Origin of the sequence: Morganella sp. HMSC11D09 (assembly GCF_001807955.1) — a bacterium.
GTDB classification, from domain to species: Bacteria; Pseudomonadota; Gammaproteobacteria; order Enterobacterales; family Enterobacteriaceae; genus Morganella; species Morganella morganii.
The window spans coordinates 81,164-103,255 of the sequence record NZ_KV791662.1 but is presented as its reverse complement, the minus strand read 5'-3'; the positions used below and the strand labels follow the sequence as shown (position 1 = coordinate 103,255).

The 22,092-nt window shown below is 49.0% G+C and carries 23 protein-coding genes; 16 read left to right on the top strand and 7 right to left on the bottom strand.

Going from position 1 to position 22,092, the window contains the following annotated elements:
• The first annotated feature begins 18 nt into the window (after positions 1-18).
• Positions 19-957: a 5'-nucleotidase gene (locus tag HMPREF3119_RS04515; protein WP_049241757.1), complete on the top strand. Its 939-nt coding sequence runs from the start codon at positions 19-21 to the stop codon at positions 955-957.
• A 35-nt stretch (positions 958-992) separates the two neighbouring features.
• Here HMPREF3119_RS04515 and HMPREF3119_RS04510 read toward each other — a convergent pair whose 3' ends face one another.
• A complete protein-coding gene (locus HMPREF3119_RS04510) occupies positions 993-1,541 on the bottom strand; it encodes a hypothetical protein (protein ID WP_049241759.1) in 549 nt (182 codons plus the stop codon).
• A 56-nt stretch (positions 1,542-1,597) separates the two neighbouring features.
• The gene (locus HMPREF3119_RS04505; protein ID WP_246829236.1) at positions 1,598-2,461 is read right to left on the bottom strand and encodes a hypothetical protein; all 864 of its coding nucleotides are present in this window, start codon (positions 2,459-2,461) and stop codon (positions 1,598-1,600) included.
• 160 nt (positions 2,462-2,621) lie between these two features.
• Between HMPREF3119_RS04505 and HMPREF3119_RS04500 the strand changes: the two genes are divergently transcribed.
• From HMPREF3119_RS04500 to HMPREF3119_RS04455, 10 genes are all read left to right on the top strand, one after another.
• On the top strand, positions 2,622-3,173 hold the full coding sequence (locus HMPREF3119_RS04500) for a DUF6630 family protein (RefSeq protein ID WP_049241763.1): 552 nt from the start codon (positions 2,622-2,624) through the stop codon (positions 3,171-3,173).
• Positions 3,174-3,324: 151 nt separating this feature from the next.
• On the top strand, positions 3,325-4,404 hold the full coding sequence (gene yedE / locus HMPREF3119_RS04495; RefSeq protein ID WP_004237334.1) for a YedE family putative selenium transporter: 1,080 nt from the start codon (positions 3,325-3,327) through the stop codon (positions 4,402-4,404).
• A complete protein-coding gene (locus HMPREF3119_RS04490; RefSeq protein ID WP_004237335.1) occupies positions 4,394-4,663 on the top strand; it encodes a hypothetical protein in 270 nt (89 codons plus the stop codon). Before yedE ends, HMPREF3119_RS04490 begins: the two co-directional genes overlap by 11 nt.
• A 169-nt stretch (positions 4,664-4,832) precedes the next feature.
• A complete protein-coding gene (locus tag HMPREF3119_RS04485) occupies positions 4,833-6,299 on the top strand; it encodes a TrkH family potassium uptake protein (RefSeq protein WP_070578649.1) in 1,467 nt (488 codons plus the stop codon).
• A 92-nt stretch (positions 6,300-6,391) separates the two neighbouring features.
• Positions 6,392-6,883, top strand: coding sequence for a YbaK/EbsC family protein (locus HMPREF3119_RS04480; RefSeq protein WP_004239482.1), 492 nt, complete (start codon positions 6,392-6,394; stop codon positions 6,881-6,883).
• A gap of 503 nt (positions 6,884-7,386) precedes the next feature.
• Positions 7,387-8,361 carry a substrate-binding domain-containing protein gene (locus tag HMPREF3119_RS04475; protein WP_004239483.1) on the top strand — a complete coding sequence of 325 codons (975 nt, stop codon included), beginning with the start codon at positions 7,387-7,389 and terminating at the stop codon, positions 8,359-8,361.
• A 60-nt stretch (positions 8,362-8,421) separates the two neighbouring features.
• Entirely contained in the window at positions 8,422-9,915 is a 1,494-nt protein-coding gene (locus HMPREF3119_RS04470; protein ID WP_070578833.1) for a sugar ABC transporter ATP-binding protein, read from the top strand.
• Positions 9,908-10,903, top strand: coding sequence for an ABC transporter permease (locus tag HMPREF3119_RS04465; protein WP_032098243.1), 996 nt, complete (start codon positions 9,908-9,910; stop codon positions 10,901-10,903). Before HMPREF3119_RS04470 ends, HMPREF3119_RS04465 begins: the two co-directional genes overlap by 8 nt.
• Positions 10,903-11,850, top strand: coding sequence for an ABC transporter permease (locus tag HMPREF3119_RS04460; RefSeq protein ID WP_197708807.1), 948 nt, complete (start codon positions 10,903-10,905; stop codon positions 11,848-11,850). The genes HMPREF3119_RS04465 and HMPREF3119_RS04460 overlap by 1 nt, the downstream gene beginning before the upstream one ends.
• Before the next feature lie 11 nt (positions 11,851-11,861).
• Positions 11,862-13,496: an FGGY-family carbohydrate kinase gene (locus tag HMPREF3119_RS04455; protein ID WP_004237342.1), complete on the top strand. Its 1,635-nt coding sequence runs from the start codon at positions 11,862-11,864 to the stop codon at positions 13,494-13,496.
• Positions 13,497-13,647: 151 nt separating this feature from the next.
• Here HMPREF3119_RS04455 and HMPREF3119_RS04450 read toward each other — a convergent pair whose 3' ends face one another.
• The gene (locus tag HMPREF3119_RS04450) at positions 13,648-14,112 is read right to left on the bottom strand and encodes an Lrp/AsnC family transcriptional regulator (protein ID WP_004237343.1); all 465 of its coding nucleotides are present in this window, start codon (positions 14,110-14,112) and stop codon (positions 13,648-13,650) included.
• A 194-nt stretch (positions 14,113-14,306) separates the two neighbouring features.
• Here HMPREF3119_RS04450 and HMPREF3119_RS04445 point away from each other — a divergent pair, with 194 nt between their 5' ends.
• Entirely contained in the window at positions 14,307-14,915 is a 609-nt protein-coding gene (locus HMPREF3119_RS04445) for a LysE family translocator (protein WP_004237344.1), read from the top strand.
• A 51-nt stretch (positions 14,916-14,966) separates the two neighbouring features.
• On the opposite strand, the gene HMPREF3119_RS04440 is transcribed toward HMPREF3119_RS04445, so the two are convergent.
• The 3 genes from HMPREF3119_RS04440 to HMPREF3119_RS04430 form a co-directional block, all read right to left on the bottom strand.
• Positions 14,967-15,371, bottom strand: coding sequence for a type II toxin-antitoxin system death-on-curing family toxin (locus HMPREF3119_RS04440; RefSeq protein ID WP_004239490.1), 405 nt, complete (start codon positions 15,369-15,371; stop codon positions 14,967-14,969).
• Complete coding sequence (locus tag HMPREF3119_RS04435) at positions 15,371-15,823, bottom strand: type II toxin-antitoxin system Phd/YefM family antitoxin (protein WP_036420608.1); 453 nt, start codon at positions 15,821-15,823, stop codon at positions 15,371-15,373. Before HMPREF3119_RS04435 ends, HMPREF3119_RS04440 begins: the two co-directional genes overlap by 1 nt.
• Before the next feature lie 81 nt (positions 15,824-15,904).
• A complete protein-coding gene (locus HMPREF3119_RS04430; RefSeq protein WP_070578647.1) occupies positions 15,905-17,326 on the bottom strand; it encodes an aminotransferase-like domain-containing protein in 1,422 nt (473 codons plus the stop codon).
• Between the two features lie 138 nt (positions 17,327-17,464).
• Between HMPREF3119_RS04430 and HMPREF3119_RS04425 the strand changes: the two genes are divergently transcribed.
• The 4 genes from HMPREF3119_RS04425 (at position 17,465) to HMPREF3119_RS04415 (ending at position 20,962) form a co-directional block, all read left to right on the top strand.
• On the top strand, positions 17,465-18,805 hold the full coding sequence (locus tag HMPREF3119_RS04425; protein WP_004237346.1) for a cytochrome ubiquinol oxidase subunit I: 1,341 nt from the start codon (positions 17,465-17,467) through the stop codon (positions 18,803-18,805).
• Complete coding sequence (gene cydB / locus HMPREF3119_RS04420) at positions 18,795-19,802, top strand: cytochrome d ubiquinol oxidase subunit II (RefSeq protein ID WP_004237347.1); 1,008 nt, start codon at positions 18,795-18,797, stop codon at positions 19,800-19,802. The genes HMPREF3119_RS04425 and cydB overlap by 11 nt, the downstream gene beginning before the upstream one ends.
• On the top strand, positions 19,783-19,938 hold the full coding sequence (locus HMPREF3119_RS18650; RefSeq protein WP_004239496.1) for a DUF2474 domain-containing protein: 156 nt from the start codon (positions 19,783-19,785) through the stop codon (positions 19,936-19,938). The genes cydB and HMPREF3119_RS18650 overlap by 20 nt, the downstream gene beginning before the upstream one ends.
• Before the next feature lie 199 nt (positions 19,939-20,137).
• On the top strand, positions 20,138-20,962 hold the full coding sequence (locus HMPREF3119_RS04415; RefSeq protein WP_004237349.1) for a siderophore-interacting protein: 825 nt from the start codon (positions 20,138-20,140) through the stop codon (positions 20,960-20,962).
• Between the two features lie 44 nt (positions 20,963-21,006).
• Here the strand turns inward: HMPREF3119_RS04415 and phoH are convergent, their stop codons facing one another.
• On the bottom strand, positions 21,007-21,792 hold the full coding sequence (gene phoH, locus HMPREF3119_RS04410; RefSeq protein WP_036417606.1) for a phosphate starvation-inducible protein PhoH: 786 nt from the start codon (positions 21,790-21,792) through the stop codon (positions 21,007-21,009).
• Positions 21,793-22,092: the final 300 nt, after the last annotated feature.

Here is a 22,092-nt window from a genome sequence, read left to right as displayed (position 1 = left end):
GTAATTGGAGGTTAATTAATGCCCTATGATTTGACTAAAAGATTAGTTGTGGGTCTATCATCAAGTGCTCTTTTTGATCTTACTGATTCTGACGATATCTTCAGAACCAAAGGCGAAGATATTTACCGTGAATATCAGAGAGACCAACAAGATATACCATTGGAAAAAGGTGTAGCATACCCATTTATCAGACGTCTACTAAAATTGAATGAACTACGTCCCCAAGATCCTCTTGTTGAAGTAATATTGTTATCACGAAATGATCCTGATACAGGACTAAGGGTCATGAATTCCATTGAATATTATAAATTACCAATCACAAGAGCTGTTTTTTTGCAAGGGAAATCCCCATATATATATATACCTGCGTTTGATATAGAGTTATTTCTTTCAGCAAATCAACATGATGTAAAACAAGCTATTTTAGCTGGTTATCCTGCTGGGCAAATATTAAAGGGAAATATAACAGATGATGATTCTGATCTTGAATTAAGAATCGCTTTTGACTTTGATGGTGTAATTGCAGATGATGAGGCAGAAAGTATTTATAAAAATTCAGGAGAACTAGCTGACTTTCATAGTCATGAAGCTGAATATGTTAATAAACCACACAACCCAGGGCCTCTTAAAAAATTTCTACAACGAGTATCTGATATACAAAAACTAGAAAATGACAAAGTTAAAGATGATAATTCATATAAACCTATAATAAACATTTCCATTGTAACTGCTCGTAATGCCCCATCTCATAAAAGAGTAATAAACACAATGAGATCTTGGGGAATATCTATTAATGAAGCATTTTTTATGGGAGGTGTTGAAAAATCCAAGGTATTAAATATATTAAAACCTCATATTTTCTTCGATGACCAAAGACTTCATTTACAAGCATCCTCTATATTGCCTTCCGTACACATACCATTCGGAATAGCTAATGAAGTAACTAATGAAGAATAGCGTTGCTGATGTAATTATGTATAAAAACATCAATATTATTTATTTTCAATATTCCACATTGGATCCGGTTTAAATGGCCGGATCTGCACCAGATTACCGTTTTTCAGACAATCATCCGTTATCTGCTTTATTCCTTCTTCCGGCCAAACTGCCGTGCGGAAACCAATTTCACTGTACGGAACCACATCATCTTTCAGATTTATTGCGGGTTTTGATAATATCAGCGAGCGGACATAGTCAGCATTATCAACCGGCCGGTACGGCATTTCCCAGTTGATTAAGTAATGATTTTTCCAGATAACATTGACATTATTTTCACGATCTTTATTACGCCATTTATAGCCAATCAAACAAAAATCGTTAACCTCATTATTCATATTATAGATAGCAATAAAATATTTGGCGGCATCCTCAAAATGCGCCTTATAGCGTTTATCATCAAGCGGCTTAAATACGGATTCAGGCTTACTGTCATATATCCCCCAGTCACCTGACAGTTCCCGGTTGCCTGTTGATGCACTCCCTGAAGAAAAAATAATAAACAGGAGTATCCCTGCAGCAACATTACCTTTTTTTATCATCATTCATATACCGGCCATCACTCAGATTCCCGTTAAAATAAACAGTTTAATAAACTAAATTAATAAACATACTCATAATCAATATCCGCATGATGCTTATAGACACTGTCCTTTTTATCTTTCTCATTTTCAATTAACACTGTTATATCCTGCTCTGCACGCGTGCATCTGCCGAATTTATTCCACTCTTTACATGTCGTCACGGTTGTTTCGGTTGTGAAAAATGTCTGAATCATTGTACTGCCTGATTCTTTACCATCCTCCGTATAGGTATATTCTTCCGTTGTGGAATCTGACTGATTCCGTATTAAGCGGTCTTTGTCATCATAAAAATAGCGTGTATTTGAGCTGTCATTTGGTTGTGTACTGACTCTGTCCGATTTTGACAGCCGTCCTTTATCATCACTTAAAAAGCGGGTCTCCGCTTTGAATTTCATACGCTCACCACTGAGCGTGGCATAAGACGTATCTTCTGATTTTGTTATTTTCCCGTTTTTGCCGGTCAGAAATTTTCCGTGCATTCTCTGTGTCATCAGTATGTTATCAACACCATGCCGATCAATATCAGACAGTTTAAATGTCATATTATAACGCCAGCCTTCATCCTTTTTATTTATCCTGATGTTAAAGGCATTGACGATAATCTTCTCTTTTATGCGGGATTTAACGACCTTGCTGTTTTCCAGCATCAGCAACCTGCCACAATCATCAAATTTTACATACGCATTACTCTCGATATAGTTATCGCTGCTTTTTATATGCATTTTCATTTCTTTCACGGAATCGTTAAAAGGCTGTTCCTGAGTGAAAATAAAATTATTAAATGCGTTAATGGCAGCCGTTTCTGCTGAACAATTATTTTCACCGGCATACACATTATAAGAAAAGTTACACATCAGACTTAACAGCAATAATTTTCTCAACGTACAGACTCCCAGCAACGGAATAAATGATTAATATGTACGGATTATAGATTGATGGCGGCTGACTGCAAGATGTATTCCTACTCATCTCCCCCTATATCCTTCCCGGTATATTCTCCTGTATTCTCAGTACTTCCTTTCGGATACTCAGGAGCGTCATATGGCTTTTTCTGAAGAAACTCAATCCATTATCAATTCAATTCTGCCGGCCATCCGCGAATTAGCGGATTTGCTCAACAGCGACTGTGATTATGCGGACGATGCCTGCGATACCTTTGCCGGTCAGTTGAATGAGCACATTGAGGAAATGGGCGAGGATGAATTCTGTCAGTATCACGATGACGGTATGACCGGCTATGCCCTGGCGGAAATGGTCGATAACAGCGCTATCGGCAATAGTTTTATGGTGGACTGGAAAGACAGGGAATCCGCCATTGCACTGCTGGCGGATGCAATGGATTATGACGATATTTCACTGACCTTTGATTATGGCACGGACGACCCGGAAAATAATCTTACCGTGCATCAGATTTTTGTCCGCAGTAATCTGCAGCTGAATACCATCGGCTGGCATTTACTCGGTTTTGAAACCGGTGCTGATAATTACCGTGAAATTTTATTGCCCGCTTCTCTGCTGGATGAATTTCTGGATATTATGAACATACTGGGTGTGGAAATTGATATGAACGACGAAGAGTGTGCAGAATTTTAATCATATTCTATACCCGCCATGCACTCCCGGATTATTGCTTCACAAATATTTGACCCGGGTAAAAGATATTATTTTTCACTGCGGTACATTGACCCTGTACTTAATAGGTTCTATTAGTCAGGAGATAACATCTCCATAACGGAGTCATATAATGTCCGCAACAAAAATAATTATCATCATTTCCGGTATTATTATAGGGATCAGTGCTGTAGTCCTTGGTATATACGGAAACCCGCCAAATATGGGTGTTTGTGTCGCTTGTTTTATCCGGGATAGTGCAGGCAGTATGGGATTGCATAATACCGAAACCGTCCAGTATCTTCGTCCTGAAATTTTTGGTTTTATTCTCGGCTCATTCGGGGCTGCGGTTATTTTTAAAGAATTTCAGTCCAAAGCCGGTTCTGCACCGGTGATCCGCTTTACACTCGGTTTTCTGATGATGGCCGGTTGTCTGGTTTTTTTAGGATGTCCGCTGCGGATGATCCTGCGGATTGGTGCCGGTGATTTAAATGCGGTTGTCGGGTTATTAGGCCTGGTCGCCGGTATTGGTATCGGCAGTCTGTTTATTAAGAAAGGATTTTCATTACCGCGTAATTATCAGCAGTCTGCCGCTGAAGGCTTAATATTACCGGCGGTGTGCCTGGTCTTATTTGTGCTGTTTATTATCGACAGTTCCATTTTCAAATCCAGTGTCAAAGGGCCGGGAGCCGCTCATGCTCCGGTCTGGATGGCAATAACCGCCGGGCTTATTATCGGGGTGATTATTCAGCGTACCCGTTTCTGTTTTATCGGTATGGCTAAAAATATCTTTCTGTCCCGCAATTACACGATGGCAATCGGCGTTCTCGCCCTGCTGCTGGTTGTTATTGCCGGTAATATGCTCACCGGAAAAATCAATATCGGGTTTGATAATCAGCCGATTGCCCATAATGACGGGCTGTGGAATTTCCTCTCCATGTCACTGGTCGGATTATGTGGTGTCTTTATTACCGGCTGCCCGCTGCGGCAATTAGCCAATGCCGGACAGGGTAATACCGATGCGGCTGTCAGTGTGCTGGGGATGCTGACCGGCGCGGCTTTTGCGCATAATTTTTCCTATGCCTCAAGCCCTGCCGGTGTGACTGAAAACGGTAAACTGGTTGTTATTATTGGCCTGGTACTGACCATCGCCGTCGGCATTATTTATACCCGGCTTGCCAATAAAAAATCCGGAGCTGAGAATGCCGCATAACGGTCTGTTTCATAACTATCTGTTTCTGTTCCATGTGCAGCACGGATTAAAAAAACTGAAAATCCGTTTGCAGGAAGATTCCGTGGCATCATCCGTTATTGATGCGCCGCGCAGGATCACCACGGAATGTGAAACAGCGCTGGCTGCACAATTTTCCGCTGAAAATGATTATCTGAAGTATACCGGTGAAAATATCCGTGAAATCTGGCGGACGGACGGTTCGGATTATCAGCGGGTGTGGGCTGACGAAACGATGTAATATGGCTTTTTTGTGCCGTTATACTGACAGAAGGCTGCTGCCGGTTGCAGCCTTTTTTGATCCTGCTGCGCTGTTCAGCTGAAAACAATTTACAATCAGCGGCAATCAGTTCACTATCAGCTATTTCGTATTATCTGCTGTTTATTTTAGAGAATCCGGTGGTCATCCTGTGATATCAACCCGTTCCCGAGTCATTATCCATCTGAGCAGTTTTCTGATAGTGATTTACAGCCTGACACTGCTATTACCGATGCTGGTTGCGCTTATTGCGCAGGAGCAGAGTTTTTTCGCGTTTGCCGGCAGTTTCCTGATTTTCTTTCCGGCCGGGTTAGTGTGCTGGTACCGCAGTAAAACCACCGGGCTGCAATTACAGACGCGGGACGGCTTCCTGGTTATTGCGGTATTCTGGCTGTTATTTTCTGTTATCAGCGCCATGCCGTTCTGGCTGGATGACCATCTGAATATGGCTTTTGAGGATGCCTTATTTGAAGGTGTTTCCGGTATTACCACCACCGGCGCCTCAGTATTTCACAATGTCACCGGTTTGCCCCGCTCCGTTTTATATTACCGCGCCCAGCTTAACTTTATCGGCGGTCTGGGGGTTATTGTCCTGGCAGTGGCGATATTTCCGCTGCTGGGTATCGGGGGAATGCGTTTATATCAGTCCGAAATGCCGGGGCCGTTTAAAGATGAGAAATTAACACCCCGCTTAGCCAGCTCCGCCCGCAATTTGTGGTTTACCTATTTGTTACTGGGATTTTGCTGCACCGTTGCTTTTAAACTGGCCGGAATGACATGGTTTGATGCCTTATGCCACGGGCTGTCGACCGTCTCTCTCGGCGGGTTTTCCACTTACAGTGAAAGTATCGGCTATTTTAACAGCTCCGCGATTGAGTTAGTGGCGGGGGCTTTTTCATTATTATCCGCCGTCAACTTTACCCTTTATTTTGTGGCGCTGGCAAAACGCAGCCTGAAGCCCTTATTCAGTAATACGGAATTGCGTTTCTATTTTGCCGTGGCAGCATTGATTATCGGGCTGGTCTTTTTTGAAGTGTGGCGGGCAAATATGTATTCGTCTGCCGAAGAATCCTTTGTCCATGCTTTTTTCCTCACCAGCTCCATGCTGACGGATAACGGGCTTGCCACCGGTGATTATGCACAGTGGCCGTCTCATATTATTGTTCTCTTATTATTTGCCAGTTTTTTCGGTGGTTGTGTCGGCTCCACCTGCGGCGGAATAAAAGCGATCCGGTTTTTAATTCTCTCCAAACAGAGCTGGCGGGAAGTCTATTCCCTGATCCACCCGAAAGCACAAACCCTGATTAAAGTCGGTGATACCGTTGTGCAGCACCGGCTGATTAATTCCGTCCTGAGCTTTTTCTTCCTTTATGTTATTTGCACCTGCTTTTTTATCTGGTGCCTTAATCTGATGGGGTACGATTTAATGACCTCATTTGCCAGTGTCGCCGCCTGTATTAATAATATGGGGCTGGGGTTCGGGTTAACAGCACCCGGGTTCGGGGAGATCTCTCCGGCGGCAAAATATCTGCTCTGTTTTGCTATGTTATTAGGCCGCCTGGAGATATATACCCTGCTGGTGCTGTTATCGGTCAGTTTCTGGCGTAACTGGCCGTAGTTCACATCACATTCCGGACGCAAACACATTGGTTTTCCCTGTATTTTTGATTACCGTGACCGGTAGTCAAAATAAGAAACAGGGAAAGCCGTATGTCTTCATCAGATAATATCCTCCGCAAAATCACCACCCTTCTGGATAATCACCATGCCCGCTATGAAATCATGAGCCATGATGCACTCGGTTTTACCTCTGATGAAGTGGCTCAGGTGCGCGGTGTTGAACTGGGGCAATGCTCCAAAGCCGTGGTGTTAAAAGTGAAAGGCAACGGCGTGAAGAAAAATGTGCTGGCGGTATTGCCCGGAGATGAAAAAATTGACGGCGAAAAACTGGCCGGTTTTTTCGGTGCTAAAAAGATTTCCTTTGCCACCGCTGAACAGGTGAAAACACTGACTGATTGTGTCCCCGGGGCACTGGCACCCTTTACATTTAATCCGGAACTGGAGCTGGTGATTGACCCGGTTCTGTTTGAACGCTACACCGATATCGCCTTCAATGCCGGAACACTGACAGAAACCATTGTGCTGAATGCAGAGGATTACCGGACGATTGTGAAACCACAGGAGTTCAGTTTTATTCTGTAATACGTTTCAACAACCACCAGCGAAAATTACAGTAAAATCAAATAATAAGTAAATCACATCTGTTGTTTGTGTTGTTTTATTTCATAATTAATATCACCTGCTGATTTTATTTTGTGATATAAATCACGTAAAAATGCAACAACATTATTTGTTGCATTACAAACAATCGGTTCAGCGCGATTTTATCGTAAGTCATAAGTATTTTTACAAATGTCAATAAAAATACTTTCCGTATGGCAATAATAAAACGCATCTATTGTTTTTATTTGTGGGTTATTTTATTAATTTTATGTTTCATTGATATGGTTTCATGTAATTTAATTACAAATAACATCAATTGAAACATTTTGGCATCAAATCAATAACACGCTCATATCAATAATGGGCGCAGATCACATTTTTAAGTTCTTCCTCCCCTTTTTATCATCCCTGCTCCTATAGTCAGGCTTCTATTTGGTCTCCCTGCAACACTCTCTGTATCCATATAAAAAGGGTTATTACCGATGAAGAAATCATTTTTTAAAGTTGCGGCATTATCTGTTGCACTCTTTTCCGCCAGCGTCATGGCAAAAGAATACGAAATCGTCAACGTCGTCAAAGTCTCCGGGATTCCGTGGTTTAACCAGATGGATAAAGGGGTTCAGCAGGCGGCAAAAGATCTGGGCGTGAATGCGTATCAGGTCGGGCCTTCCACGCCGGATCCGGCTCAGCAGGTAAAAATCATTGAAGACCTGATTGCCAAGAAAGTCGATGCCATCACCGTGGTACCGAATGATGTGACTGTTCTTGAGCCGGTCTTTAAGAAAGCCCGTGAACAGGGAATCATTGTGCTGACTCACGAAGCGCCGGACGGCCATAACGCCGACTGGGATATCGAAACCATCGATAACGATGCTTATGCCAAAGCAACAATGGATGAACTGGCGAAAAACATGGGCGGCAAAGGCGGCTATGTGATTTATGTCGGCTCCCTGACCGTTCCTCTGCACAACAACTGGGCAAACCTGGCGGTTGAGTATCAGAAGAAAACCTATCCGGAAATGTTTGAAGTGACCAGCCGCATGCCGGTTGCGGAAAGCATTGATGCCTCTTTCGCGGCAACCAATGACCTGATGAAAGCCCATCCTGAAATGAAAGGGATTGTTTCTTACGGTTCACTGGGCCTGATTGGTGCCGGTGAGGCCATCAAGAAAAAACGTGCGAAAAACAAAATCAGCACCGCGGGTATCCTGATGCCTGCACAGGCTGCACCGTATCTGAAAGGCGGCGAAATCAAGAAAGGTTTCCTGTGGAACCCGGCTGATGCGGGTTACGCACTGGTGTCTGTCTCCAAAGATATGCTGGACGGCAAAAAAGTAACTGACGGTGTGGAAGTCAAAGATCTGGGTAAAGCTGAAATCGATACTCAGAAACAGGTGATAAAATTCAATAAAATCCTGGAAGTTGACGGCAATAACGCCACCTCGCTCGGTTTCTGATCCTTCTTTATTTTTTGTTAAAAAGGGCAGCATCCATGCTGCCCTGTCATGGGCTGGTATATGTCAAAAGACGCACTGATTACCTTAAAACAGGTTTCCAAACACTTCGGCTCCGTCATTGCACTCGATAATATAAATCTGACGTTTAACCGGGGTGAGGTTCATTGTCTCGCCGGCAAGAATGGCTGCGGCAAAAGTACCTTATTCAAGGTGATCTCCGGGGTTCATCCGCCGGAAAAGGGCGCAGAAATTATTATTAACGGGCAGAGCTACAACAGGTTAACCCCGCAGCAATCTATTGAGCAGGGTATCCAGGTGATTTACCAGGATCTCTCGCTCTTTCCTAACCTGACTGTTGCTGAAAACATTGTGATTCAGGAACATGTTAAGTGGTACAAAGGGCTGGCTAACCGCCGCCGCCAGATGAAACAGGCGCAGGAAATTATCAGCCGTATTGGCTTGTCCCTGCCCCTGCATAAACGTGTTGAACAACTTTCCATTGCTGAATGTCAGCTGGTCGCTATCTGCCGCGCGATGGCAAATGACGCCCGGCTGGTGATTATGGATGAACCGACAGCCTCACTGACGCGCAGTGAAGTCAATCAGCTGATCCGCGTGGTCGCTGATCTGAAAGCCAACGGCGTCACCGTGGTGTTTGTCAGCCATAAACTGGATGAAGTGATGGAAATTTCCGACCGGATCTCCGTGATCCGTGACGGGAAACTGATCGGAACGTATGATGCGGATAAGATGAACAGTGATGAGCTGGCATATCTTATGACGGGTCAGCGTTTCGAGTTCACACCGCTTTCTGCGTACAACACCGGGGGACTCTTACGTCTCAGCGCAGAGAAACTGACAAAACAACATCAATTTTATGATATTGACCTGAAGCTGCATGCCGGCGAAGTGGTCAGCATTACCGGGCTGCTCGGTTCCGGACGCACAGAGTTGTGTCTGTCACTGTTCGGCATGACGAAACCGGACAGCGGCATCCTACTGATCAACGGTTCACCGGTTAAGCTGAACTCCAACCGGGATGCGATTAACCACGGCATCGGCTATGTGTCGGAAGACCGCATGAGCACGGGGCTGGTGATGGCGCAGTCCATTCACGACAACACCACCTCCGTGATGCTGCCGCGTCTGACCCGCAAAGGCGGACTACTCGATCACACACGGGCGCATGAACTGGTCAGCGGGCTGATTGAGGCACTGCAGATAAAAGTGTCCGATCCGGCGCTGCCGGTCACCAGCCTGTCCGGCGGGAATGCCCAGCGTATTGCGATCGCCAAATGGATTGCGGCAAAACCGGATATTCTGATCCTCGATTCCCCGACAGTCGGCGTGGATGTCGCCAATAAAGAGAGTATTTATCAGATCATCAGAATGCTGGCCGCCGAAGGCATGGCGATTTTAATGATCAGTGATGAAATTCCTGAAGTATTCTATAACAGTCACCGGGTCATTGTGATGAAAGAAGGTCGTTTTACCCATGAGTTCAATCCGTTAACCACAACGGAACAGGCAATCACGGAGGCGGTTAATGCTTAAGTCATGTCGTCATCTGTTTGCACATCATGAGTTCTGGCTGGCGGTATTAATTGTGCTGCTCAGTGTGTTTCTCAGCATCACCAATGAAGATTTTATGACATTGGGCAATGTGTTTGATATGACCACCAGCACCGCTATCCTGGCGATTATGGCCTGTGGTCTGTTTGTGGTGCTGGTCTCCGGCGGGATTGATATCTCCTTTCCGGCCACGGCGGCCACCGCACAGTATGTGATGGCGACGTATGTGCTGTCACAGGGCGGCAATTTCTTTATCGCCTTTGCTATCGCGGCGGTTGTTGGTTTACTGCTGGGGCTGATCAATGCCCTGCTGATTTACCGCCTGAAAGTACCGTCTATTATTATCACCATTTCCACCCTGAACGTCTTTTTCGGCCTGCTGATCTATTTCACCAACGGCGAATGGCTGTACGGTTTCCCGGAGTGGTTTATGGATGGGGTTGAGGTGATGTCATTTACCGGCAGCGACGGTTATGACTACGGCCTGTCCCTGCCGATCCTGACCCTGATTGCCGTGATTATTTTCACCGGTTTTCTGATGAGCAAAACCCGTATCGGCCGTCAGATTTATGCGGTCGGCGGTAATGCGGATGCCGCGAAGCGTGTCGGTATCAGCATTCTCGGCGTGATGCTGTTTGTTTACGGCTATATGGGCGCGCTGGCAGGAATTGCTTCTGTGGTGCAGACACAAATCACTCAGTCCGTTGCACCGAATGCCCTGATGGGCTTTGAACTGACAGTGCTGGCAGCCGTGGTATTAGGCGGTGTCAGTATGACCGGCGGCAAAGGCTCTCTTACCGGGGTTATCCTCGGGGTTGCCCTGCTGGCAATTGTCAAAAACGGCCTGACCCTGGCCGGTGTACCGTCTTACTGGCACACCGTGCTGACCGGGCTTATCATTGTTATCAGTATCAGCTTCACCGCGTATAACGAAAAACGCCGTGCCGCTGCCGGAGGTCATCTGTCATGATGTCAATGCTGAATCTGCGGAGTGACCGCAACATTATTTACCTGCTGGTGATCATGGCCGCTATCCTGCTGTTGCAGGGAATGTTTAATGCAGGCGCGTTTTTCTCTGTTTCCAACTTCCAATCAATGACGTCCCAGATGCCGCTGCTCGGTATGCTGGCGCTGGCGATGTCTGTCTGTATGCTGACCGGCGGGATCAACCTGTCCATTATCGCGACCACCAATGCCTGCGGGCTGGTGATGGCGAGTGTGATGGCGATGAGCCCGGGTGACGGCGCCATGTTACTGCCTGCCCTGCTGGCCGGGCTGGTCACTGCAGTGATTATCGGTCTGATTAATGGTTTTCTGATTGCGTTTGTCGGAGTATCTCCGATCCTCGCCACCCTCGGGATGATGACCTTAATCAACGGCCTGAATGTGCTGATTTCCGGCGGTACCGTGATCTCCGGCTTCCCGCCGTCACTGCTGTGGCTCGGTAACGGTACCCTTCTCGGGATCCCGATGCCGCTGATCCTGTTCCTGCTGTTTGCGTTCCTGCTGTGGGGATTGCTGGAATATACGCCGCTCGGCCGTACCGTTTATCTGATGGGTTCTAATGAAAAAGCAACGCGCTTTTCCGGCCTGAATACACAGAAAACCATTATGGCAGTGTATGTGATTTCATCTGTTCTGTGCTGGGTGGCCGCGATTATTATGATGGCTAAGTTTAACTCCGCCAAAGCAGGATACGGAGAATCTTACCTGCTGATCGCTATTCTCGCCTCTGTACTCGGCGGTGTGAACCCGGACGGCGGTTTCGGACGCATTATCGGCATTGTACTGGCTCTGTTTGTCTTACAGATGCTGGAAAGCGGCCTGAACCTGCTGGGTGTCAGCAGCTACCTCATCATGGCGCTGTGGGGCGGTATTCTTATCTTATTTATTGCATTGCAGAAAGCCCGGTCATAAGGGAGCGGATTATGAGTGTCTATTTTATTGGTGTGGATGTCGGGAGCGGCAGCGCCCGGGCCGGGGTTTTTGATGCTGCCGGACGCAAAAAAGGCGAAGCAAAGCGGGATATCCGTCAGTTCAAACCACAGGCGGATTATGTGGAACAATCCTCCGATGATATCTGGCGCAGTGTGTGCCTCGCGGTAAAAGATGCGGTGGCACAGGCACGTATCGACCCGATTCAGGTCAAAGGCCTCGGTTTTGATGCCACCTGCTCCCTGGTGGTGCTGGATAAACAGGGTCAGCCGCTGACGGTCAGCCCGACCGGTCGCAGCGAGCAGAACATTATTATGTGGATGGATCACCGGGCTATCAGTCAGGCGCAGCGGATCAATGACACCAAACATCCGGTGCTGGCGTATGTCGGCAACCGCATCTCGCCGGAGATGGAAACACCGAAACTGTTATGGCTGAAGCAGAACATGCCGACCACCTGGGCGAAAGCGGGCTATTTCTTTGATCTGCCGGATTTTCTGACCTGGAAAGCAACCTATACCAACAGCCGGTCACTCTGCTCCACCGTGTGTAAATGGACCTACCTCGGCCATGAAGATCGCTGGGATACCCATTTCTTCCGCCAGATTGGCCTGGAAGATCTTCTGGAAAACGATGCGCAGATTATCGGCCGCGAAATCCGCCCGATGGGTGAGCCGGTCGGTAACGGCCTGACACCAAACGCAGCGGCAGATTTGGGGCTGATCCCGGGCACGCCGGTTGCCACCTCGATTATTGATGCACACGCCGGCGGTATCGGCGTGCTGGGTGCCGCAGATGCCACCGGCGCACAACCGGATTTCAACACCCGGCTGGCGCTGATCGGCGGTACTTCATCCTGTCATATGGCGGTATCCAAAAATGCCCGCTTTATCGACGGGATCTGGGGTGCCTATTACAGTGCTATGATTCCGGGTTACTGGCTGAATGAAGGCGGACAATCCGCAACCGGCGCGCTGATCGACCATATGATCACGTCACACCCGCAGTACAGTGACGCGAAAAAACTGGCTGAACAGAACCAGCAGACGGTGTATCAGCTCCTCAACGACCGCCTGCTGGCACTGGCGGGTTCAAAAGAGGATATTGCCCTGCTGACACGGCATATCCATGTGCTGCCTTATTTCCACGGCAACCGCTCGCCGCGTGCAAACCCGAATCTGCGCGGTGTGGTGACCGGTCTGCGTATGACCCAGACCCTTGATGATCTCGCGCTGATTTATCTGGCGACCATCCAGGCGATTGCGCTGGGCACCCGTCATATCATTGAAGAGATGAATAAAGCCGGATATGCCATTGATACCATCATGGGTTGCGGCGGCGGCACCAAGAACCCGATCTTTATTCAGGAACACGCTAATGCCACCGGATGCGCCATGCTGCTGCCGGAAGAGAGTGAAGCGGTTCTGCTGGGTTCGGCCATGCTCGGCTCTGTGGCTGCGGGCTTTTATGCCTCTATCCCGGAAGCGATGCAGGCCATGAGCCGGATCAGCAAAACCGTGACACCGCAGACAGAGAGCATCAAACAGTTTTATGATGCCAAATACCGCGTATTCCATCAGTTGTATCATGATGATCAGCGTTACCGGCAACTGATGTCCGAAGTATAATATTCTGGTTTTATCTGCAGAGGCGCGTTTTTTAACGCGCCTTTTTCTTTGCCTCTGATTTGACCCTCATCACAAAATCACTGCGCAATCCTGTTGCTTATAACCTGCATGAGTGCACAATTCTGTTGCTTTTCGTGATAATCCTCACAGTTTACAGGGGTAACGCGTGTGTCACCTTCAGGGTTTCCATCGGCACTTCCGTTTTAACGCTTTGAATACTTGGGATTTGTGTCAGATGATCGGCATGAAAGCGGCGGTATGAGGTCAGGTCTTTGGTCACAATGCGGATCATCGCATCGCATTCACCGGCCATCAGATGACACTCCACAATCTCCGGCATTTCATTAATGGCCGCGACAAAATCATTGATAGTCTGTGCGTCCTGCCCCTTAAACCAGATACGGGCATAGAGCATCAGCCCAGCGCCTATCTTGCTGCCGTCCAGAATCGCCGCATAGCGCCTGATAACGCCGGTTTCCTCCAGACGACGTACCCGTCTCAGACAGGGTGACGGAGAGAGCCCCACTTCGCGTGCCAGCTCCACATTCTGCATTCTGCCGTTACGTTGCAGCTGGTCCAGGATCCGCCGATCCATCTTATCCAGTTCAATTGACATTTAAATCACCACCTGACAGTTTTCGCGCAATAATATTGCTAAGAATAGTTTTTTCGGGTCAATTTAACAACCTAATTTCCCGCGAAGCCCCGTATAATTTGCATAACAAATCAGGACGTCACAATATTGAATTAAATTCTTAATATTCAACAAATTGTGAATTATTCATATATTTTTTGAACTTGGGGTGTCGTATGGTCATAAATACATTGATGGTGTTTGGCGCAACCGTGTTACCCATTGTATTTGCTCCCGGACCCGATATTTTATTCGTTTCATCACAAGGTCTCGCCAGCGGTTCCCGCGCGGCACTGAAAGCCAACATGGGCGTGCTGCTGGGTTACGGTATGCATTCCATTCTGGCGGCATTCGGGCTGGCAGCCGTTGTGGTGGCATCCCCGGTTCTGTTTAACGGCATGCGCTGGTTCGGCGTGGCCTATATTGCGTATCTGGCTTTCCGTATGGTGATGTCTGCCATGCACAAGAGCGAAATGCCGCCGATGCAGCCGGCAGCAAAATCGGTTATCACCAAAGGCTTTTTTACCAGCTTCCTGAACCCGAAAGGCCTGCTGGTCTACTTTGCTATCCTGCCGAACTTTATTTCCGGCAGTGAGAGTGTTGCGATGCAGTCCCTGTTGTTATCCGGTGTGTATATCGCCAGCTGTGCCATTGTTTACAGCGGTGTGGCACTGATTTTCGGCCAGATGAGCAAAGGGGAATATAACGACAAACGCCGCCGTATCGGTGAAGGCGTTGCCGGGGGATTACTGGCCACCGCTGCAATGAGCCTGGCATTCAGTTAATCTGAGAAAAGTCAGCGCAATCAGCAAAACGGGCACTGAAAAGTGCCCTTTTTAATATCCGCCGGTTGTCTCTTCAAGCAGGTCGTTGTGATAATCGGACAATACTTTGAGAACAAACGCTGCTGTATCGCGTTCCGCTTCTCCGGTGGCTGCCAGTATGGTCAGCTTGACCAGTTCCATAGAGACATTAAGTTCAACGCCGTTCAGTATCAGAAACACACTGGCTGCCTGGAAAGCCGTTCTTTTATTTGCATCATTAAAAGCATGCGCTTTGGCAATTGAAATCAGGTACATGGCAGAGAACTTAAAAATATCCTCACACTCCTCATAATCCCGCAATGCCTCAATACGGGATAACGCCCCTTCCAGTTTGCTGAGATCCGGTTTACCGCTGTTCGGCAGTGTTGAGCGCTGTATTTCAACCACTTCATCAACTGTCAGAAATCGGATAGTCATTATTTGTCTTCCAGCGCTCTGATGATGTCAGCGTGTTTTGTTTTCGTTCTTGCCAGTGCCTTCTGGAAATCGGTCAGATTTTTACCGGCAATATCCGAAAGCTGCCCGGTAATACGCAGCATCTCTTTCATTGCATCTGAATTCACCGCAGCCTCAAGCTGAGCCGACGCTTTACGCACCGTTTCGATAAAATCCGGGGAAGGCAGAACAGATTTTACCGCCTCCTCCATTTGCCGGAGCTGATTTATGGTATCCGCCGGAAACAGTGTTTCCGGTTTACCGGCAAAATACTCCGCCGCCGGTTCTTCTGCTCTGCATGATGACAGGACAGTGCCGGAAATCACTACATCCGGCTTTCCGCGCTGGGTGATTGTCACGTTCTCGCCATTCCTGAGACTGTCCAGGATAGCGGAAAGCTCCGTTCTCATCATGGTGTAGGATACATTTTTCATAATAACAACCTGTACATGTACATATTTGTCCGGATAATAGCCCGGATCCTGAGTTATGACAATGCATACTGGATGTTCAAATCACCCCTGTGTTTTCTTCAGTACATGACACAGCTGCCCCAGCACTTTCATGGCGTTATCCAGCCGCTCATTCCATTCAAATGAGCAGTTCAGGCGGAAGGCGTGATTAAACTGGTCACTGGTGGAAAACATCGAGCCGGGCGCGATGCTGATCTGTTCATTGAGTGCCATACGGTACAGTTTGACGGCATCAAACGGTGGTTCAAATTCCAGCCAGAGGAAATAGCCGCCCTGCGGGCAGTTGACCTTCACATCTGACGGGAAATATTCGCTGATGGCATACAGCATCCGGTGCTGGCGCTGCTCCAGCTGCTGACGCAGTTTTTTCAGATGCGCATCATAACCGCCCTGACCGAGATATTCCGCAATCGCCTGCTGTGTCGGCATACTGGCGGATACCGTACTCATCATCTGTAACTGCTGGATTTTCCGGGCATGTTTACCGGCCGCCACCCAGCCGACGCGGAAGCCCGGCGCCAGACATTTGGAAAACGAGGAGCAGTGGAAGAAATTGTTATCTTTATCCAGGCTTTTCGCCGGTTGCGGCGCATTGCTGCCAAACCAGAGCTCACTGTAGACATCATCCTCTATCAGCGCGATTTCATGCCGCGTCAGGATCTCCACCAGCCGCCGCTTGTTTTCCGGCGGCATGGTGCCGCCGAGCGGGTTCTGGAAGTGCGTCATCAGCCAGCAGGCTTTGATATCATAGCGCCCTGCCACCTCTTCCAGCGCATCAAGGTCAATCCCGGTCTGCGGATCGGTTTTGATCGCCACCGCTTTCAGGCGCAGACGTTCAATTGCCTGCAATGCGCCGTAAAATGCCGGGGATTCAATCACCACCCAATTCCCCGGTTCCGTGACCGCCTGTAAGCTCAGTGACAGGGATTCCATAGCCCCGGCGGTGATAACAATATCATCCGGCGAGACATGGATCCCCTGTGCGGCATAGCGGCGGGAAATATTACGCCGCAGTTTTTCATTACCGGGCGGCATATTGACCACCGCGCTCTGCGGTGCGATGCGGCGGGCCACTGCGCCCAGCGCTTTGGAGAGCTTCGGCTGCACCAGCAGCGAAGGATCGGGGAATGCCGACCCGAACGGAATAATGGCCGGGTCTTTGCAGGCCTGAAGGACATCAAACAGCGAGGCGTTGATCTCCACATTTTCACTCAGGTGCATACCCAGACCACCTTTGGCCTGGGCAAACGCCGGGGCGCGTTTGGCGACAAAATACCCGGACTGCGGACGGGCCACCACCCATCCCTGGCTCTCCAGTAACTGATACGACTGTACGACAGTCATCAGGCTCAGTCCCGACTGTCTGGCACTTTCCCGTAATGACGGCAGCCGGTCACCAACCTGCCAGATATCATCTTCGATCTGCTGTTTTATCTGCTCTGCTAACTGTTCGTAGCGTGTCATGGAGCGCTCTCCGTAAAACTGTTATGGACATTTCATGACTAATTGTCACTATTATACTTTAGCAACTCATGGTGTACTGTGCCACACATTTCATCTGCGTAATTATCATTTACATAGCTATAACAACGAGAGGTCACAATGTTTGGGTTAAGTGCCCTTGAGCTTGCGCGAATTCAGTTCGCCTTCACTGTGTCGTTTCATATCATTTTCCCTGCAATCACCATCGGCCTGGCGTCATTCCTGGCGGTGCTTGAGGGGATGTGGCTGAAAACCCGCAATGAGGATTACAAAAAGCTCTTTCATTTCTGGTCAGCCATCTTTGCCGTGAATTTCGGCATGGGGGTGGTTTCCGGTCTGGTGATGGCCTATCAGTTCGGTACCAACTGGAGTTTCTTTTCTGAGTTTGCGGGATCAATCACCGGTCCGCTGCTCACTTATGAAGTACTGACTGCGTTCTTCCTGGAAGCCGGTTTCCTCGGCGTGATGCTGTTCGGCTGGAACCGTGTCGGTGAAAAGCTGCACTATTTCGCCACCTGCATGGTTGCGCTCGGCACACTGATGTCCACTTTCTGGATCCTGGCTTCCAACAGCTGGATGCAGACCCCGCAGGGGCATGAAGTAATAAACGGTGTTGTGGTGCCGGTGGACTGGTTCGCGGTGATTTTCAATCCGTCCTTTCCGTACCGCCTGCTGCATATGACAACCGCCGCATTTCTGGCATCCGCCTTCTTTATCGCTGCTTCTGCCGCCTGGCATCTGCTGCGCGGCAACAAATCCGGTGCCATGAAAAAGATGTTCTCCATGTCATTGTGGCTGATTGTGGTTCTCGCACCGCTCCAGGCACTGATTGGTGATGCACACGGGCTGAACACACTGAAACATCAGCCGGTTAAGGTTGCGGCAATGGAAGGTCACTGGGAGAACAAACCCGGTGAGGCCACACCGCTGATTCTGTTTGGTATTCCGGATAATGCACAGGAAAAAACCCGCTATGCCGTGGAAATTCCCGGGCTGGCCAGTCTGATTCTGACACACAGCCTTGATAAACAGGTGCCCGCACTGACCGAGTTCCCGCCGGAAGACAGACCGGACAATGTGTTCGCCGTGTTCTGGTCATTCCGCGTGATGGCCGGCCTCGGCATGCTGATGCTGCTGGCTGCCGCCCTGAGCCTGTGGCTGCGTTACCGGGGGCGTTTATATGATTCCCGGCCTTTCCAGCGCTTTATGTTATGGATGGCACCGTCCGGGCTTATCGCGATTCTCGCGGGCTGGTTTGTGACTGAAATCGGCCGTCAGCCGTGGGTGGTTTACGGGTTACAGCGCACAACGGATGCCGTTTCAGCACACGGTGAGATGCATATGAGCATCAGCCTGCTGATCTTCTTTATTGTTTATGGTTCTGTGTTTGGTATCGGCTACATCTATATGATGAAACTGATCCGCAAAGGTATCGCGCCGGAGGTGTCTCATGGGCATTGATTTACCCCTGATTTGGTTCGTCATTATTATATTCAGTACGCTGATGTATATCGTAATGGACGGCTTTGACCTCGGTATCGGCATCCTCTATCCCTTTGTGAAAAGCAATGCTGACCGCGACCTGATGATGAACAGTGTCGCCCCGGTCTGGGACGGTAACGAAACCTGGCTGGTGCTGGGCGGGGCCGCGTTGTTCGGTGCTTTCCCGCTGGCCTATGCCGTGATTCTGGATGCACTCGCCATTCCGCTGACACTGATGCTGGTCGCGTTAATCTTCCGTGGTGTGGCTTTTGAATTCCGCTTTAAAGCAGATGAACATCACCGTTATTTCTGGGATCGCGCGTTTCTGATCAGCTCAGTTATCGCCACTTTTGTGCAGGGTGTAGTCGTCGGCAGCGTGATTGAAGGTTTTCCGGTTGCAAACCGCGCCTTTACCGGCGGTGCCTTTGACTGGCTGGCGCCGTTCCCGCTGTTCTGCGGTTTCGGTCTGGTGATCGCGTATGCCCTGCTCGGCTGCGGCTGGCTGGTGATGAAAACGGAAGGTCATTTACAGCAGCAGATGTATAAGGTGCTGAAACCTCTGACCCTGGTGATGCTGGCGGTACTGGCCGTGATCAGTCTGTGGACACCGCTGGCGCATGACACCATTGCGGCGCGCTGGTTCAGCTTCCCGAATATTCTGTTCTTCCTGCCGGTACCGCTGCTGGTGCTTGTCTGTGCCGTTGCGCTGTTCCGCAGTGTCAGCCGTCATCTGCACTATACGCCGTTTTTTGCGGCACTCGGCCTGGTTTTTCTGGGTTTCACCGGACTCGGTATCAGTATCTGGCCGATGATTATTCCGCCGGTGATCGATTATGAAATGGCCGCCGCCCCCGGCGAAAGTCTGAGCTTTATGCTGGTTGGCGCTTTATTCATCATACCTGTGATCCTGGTATATACCTGGTGGAGTTATTATGTCTTCAGAGGAAAAATCACCCATGACCAGGGCTACCACTGAGTCTGCCGCAGCGGCCCCCTGGTGGAAAAAAGCCGCCTGGATGGTCGCTATCTGGGCAGGCAGTGTTCTGGCATTGTTTGCAGTCTCATCGCTTTTCCGCTTATTAATGACGGCGGCGGGAATGAAAGTAAGATAGTCGTCATGTCTCATCAGTAAGTACCTCATCAGTACGTCATGCACTGTGTAAGCAGCTGCATTGCCCGGCACACCGTACCCCCATACGGTGTGCTTTTTTAAATAATTTTATTGATAATGATTACCATTCTTCTGAATTCCTGATACACTCCGCGAAATAGATATAACGAAACTAATAACAATAGAACGGAGAATTGCGCATGAGCCGGGAAAAAAATATCTACCGCCCTGCACCGCCGCGTCTGATTCAGGTGAAATCCTTTACCGACGTCACCCCCAATCTGCGCCGCATCACCTTTACGGCTGAGTCACTGGATACCTATCCGGCAGATTGCGAAGGTGGTCACCTGAAGCTGTTTATTGCCAAAGATGCGCCGAATCCGCCTGCTCTGCCGGTATTGTCCGATAAAGGACCGGTCTGGCCGGAAGATAAACCACGGCCGACCGCCCGTACCTATACCGTGCGTGCGATCCGCCCTGAACTGAAAGAAATCGATATTGAATTCGCTATGCATGATGATGCCGGTCCGGCGGTGGATTTCGCCAGAAATGCCAAACCGGGTGATTATATCGGTATTACCAATCCCGGCGGACCGGATCCGCTGCTGCCGGTGGCGAAACACTACTATATGGCAGCTGATTTAACAGCACTTCCCGCTGTTGCCGCGCTGCTGGAAAAAATGCCTGCAGAGGCTCAGGGCAATGTGGTGATCCGCATCGATCACGCGGATGACCAGCAGGTGCTGAACAAACCGGCGGGTATCACCCTGCACTGGGTGACCGGCGGCACAGAGAAAACCGCTGAAGTCACCGCACTGTTTAAAAGCTGGCCGGTCGCCGATGTGACAGAGTGTACGTTCTGGATTGCCGGAGAAGATGCGATGGTCAGGGATCTGCGCCGCTATGTGCGCCGTGAACTGAACGGGGAACACAGTCAGATGTATGCGATCCCGTACTGGCGTTTCGGTTATGACGAAGAAGGTTATCACCGCCTGCGCCATGATGTGATGGATGCTGACGACTGAGAATAAACAGGCTGCGGCAGTGTCTGCCGCCGCAGCCGCTGTGATCAGTTATACGCCTGCAATGCCCGCAGACAGAGTGACGAACGCACACAGTCATCCTGCGTGAAAGACACCACTGATACCATATCGTCATCCCGGAAACGGCGCAGCACATCGGCCAGCCCGGACGGGACATTGCCCGGTAAATCACACTGACTGACATCACCGTTGACAATCACTGTCACATTCTCCCCCATCCTGGTCAGGAACATTTTCATTTGTGTGACAGTTACGTTCTGTGCTTCATCGAGGATCACCACCGCATTCTCAAAGGTTCGTCCGCGCATGTAGGCAAACGGTGCAATTTCCACCTTACCTATCTCCGGACGCAGACAATACTGTAAAAATGAAGCCCCCATCCGTTTCACCAGAACGTCATACACCGGCCGGAAATACGGCGCGAATTTTTCACTGATATCTCCGGGCAGAAAGCCCAGATCCTCTTCCGCCTGTAACACCGGACGGGTGACAATAATCCGCTCGATTTCCTTATTGATCAGTGCATCTGCCGCCAGTGCGGTACTGATAAAGGTTTTGCCGCATCCGGCCTCGCCGTTGGCAATAATCAGTTGTTTATGCGCTATCGCTCTGATGTATTTATCCTGTGCATCATTTCGCGGTACAACAGCACTGTTGTCGCGTTTTTCCCGCGCCATGCCGATAGCTTCCACCCCGCCCGCCGGGATAAAAACCGCCACATTATCATCATTAAAACGTGCCCTGCGCGACTCTTTCCGGCTCATTCGTTTTGCCTCTTTGCGTGCTCTGACTACCGCTTTTTGTCTGCCCATAATCTTAATCCTGTTGATTTCTGATGACGGAATAACTGAAACAGTGAGTTGGCAACCGGCGGCTCCCTTCAAGCCATGAGTGAACATTCAGATAAAAAAAAGCCGGTGATAAATCCGCCCTGTTGTTCAGGGTATTTATCACCGGCCGGTACTGTCGTTCGTCTGTATGTCGCATTCGTTATCCTCAGATGACAAACTAAAGCGAACACTAAACTGACTTTGTGACAGTATAATGACAATACTTTCTTTTCAGCAATTAAAATCGGCGGATATTTAACATTTTTGCCACATTTCTGTTAT

Excerpts from the sequence above, each read along its gene's own strand:
- HMPREF3119_RS04515 (WP_049241757.1), top strand. The coding sequence starts at position 19 with ATGCCCTATGATTTGACTAAAAGATTAGTTGTGGGTCTATCATCAAGT.
- HMPREF3119_RS04510 (WP_049241759.1), bottom strand. The coding sequence starts at position 1,541 with ATGATGATAAAAAAAGGTAATGTTGCTGCAGGGATACTCCTGTTTATT.
- HMPREF3119_RS04500 (WP_049241763.1), top strand. The coding sequence starts at position 2,622 with ATGGCTTTTTCTGAAGAAACTCAATCCATTATCAATTCAATTCTGCCG.
- yedE (WP_004237334.1), top strand. The coding sequence starts at position 3,325 with ATGTCCGCAACAAAAATAATTATCATCATTTCCGGTATTATTATAGGG.
- HMPREF3119_RS04490 (WP_004237335.1), top strand. The coding sequence starts at position 4,394 with ATGCCGCATAACGGTCTGTTTCATAACTATCTGTTTCTGTTCCATGTG.
- HMPREF3119_RS04480 (WP_004239482.1), top strand. The coding sequence starts at position 6,392 with ATGTCTTCATCAGATAATATCCTCCGCAAAATCACCACCCTTCTGGAT.
- HMPREF3119_RS04475 (WP_004239483.1), top strand. The coding sequence starts at position 7,387 with ATGAAGAAATCATTTTTTAAAGTTGCGGCATTATCTGTTGCACTCTTT.
- HMPREF3119_RS04470 (WP_070578833.1), top strand. The coding sequence starts at position 8,422 with ATGTCAAAAGACGCACTGATTACCTTAAAACAGGTTTCCAAACACTTC.
- HMPREF3119_RS04465 (WP_032098243.1), top strand. The coding sequence starts at position 9,908 with ATGCTTAAGTCATGTCGTCATCTGTTTGCACATCATGAGTTCTGGCTG.
- HMPREF3119_RS04460 (WP_197708807.1), top strand. The coding sequence starts at position 10,903 with ATGTCAATGCTGAATCTGCGGAGTGACCGCAACATTATTTACCTGCTG.
- HMPREF3119_RS04455 (WP_004237342.1), top strand. The coding sequence starts at position 11,862 with ATGAGTGTCTATTTTATTGGTGTGGATGTCGGGAGCGGCAGCGCCCGG.
- HMPREF3119_RS04450 (WP_004237343.1), bottom strand. The coding sequence starts at position 14,112 with ATGTCAATTGAACTGGATAAGATGGATCGGCGGATCCTGGACCAGCTG.
- HMPREF3119_RS04445 (WP_004237344.1), top strand. The coding sequence starts at position 14,307 with ATGGTCATAAATACATTGATGGTGTTTGGCGCAACCGTGTTACCCATT.
- HMPREF3119_RS04440 (WP_004239490.1), bottom strand. The coding sequence starts at position 15,371 with ATGACTATCCGATTTCTGACAGTTGATGAAGTGGTTGAAATACAGCGC.
- HMPREF3119_RS04435 (WP_036420608.1), bottom strand. The coding sequence starts at position 15,823 with ATGAAAAATGTATCCTACACCATGATGAGAACGGAGCTTTCCGCTATC.
- HMPREF3119_RS04430 (WP_070578647.1), bottom strand. The coding sequence starts at position 17,326 with ATGACACGCTACGAACAGTTAGCAGAGCAGATAAAACAGCAGATCGAA.
- HMPREF3119_RS04425 (WP_004237346.1), top strand. The coding sequence starts at position 17,465 with ATGTTTGGGTTAAGTGCCCTTGAGCTTGCGCGAATTCAGTTCGCCTTC.
- cydB (WP_004237347.1), top strand. The coding sequence starts at position 18,795 with ATGGGCATTGATTTACCCCTGATTTGGTTCGTCATTATTATATTCAGT.
- HMPREF3119_RS18650 (WP_004239496.1), top strand. The coding sequence starts at position 19,783 with ATGACCAGGGCTACCACTGAGTCTGCCGCAGCGGCCCCCTGGTGGAAA.
- HMPREF3119_RS04415 (WP_004237349.1), top strand. The coding sequence starts at position 20,138 with ATGAGCCGGGAAAAAAATATCTACCGCCCTGCACCGCCGCGTCTGATT.
- phoH (WP_036417606.1), bottom strand. The coding sequence starts at position 21,792 with ATGGGCAGACAAAAAGCGGTAGTCAGAGCACGCAAAGAGGCAAAACGA.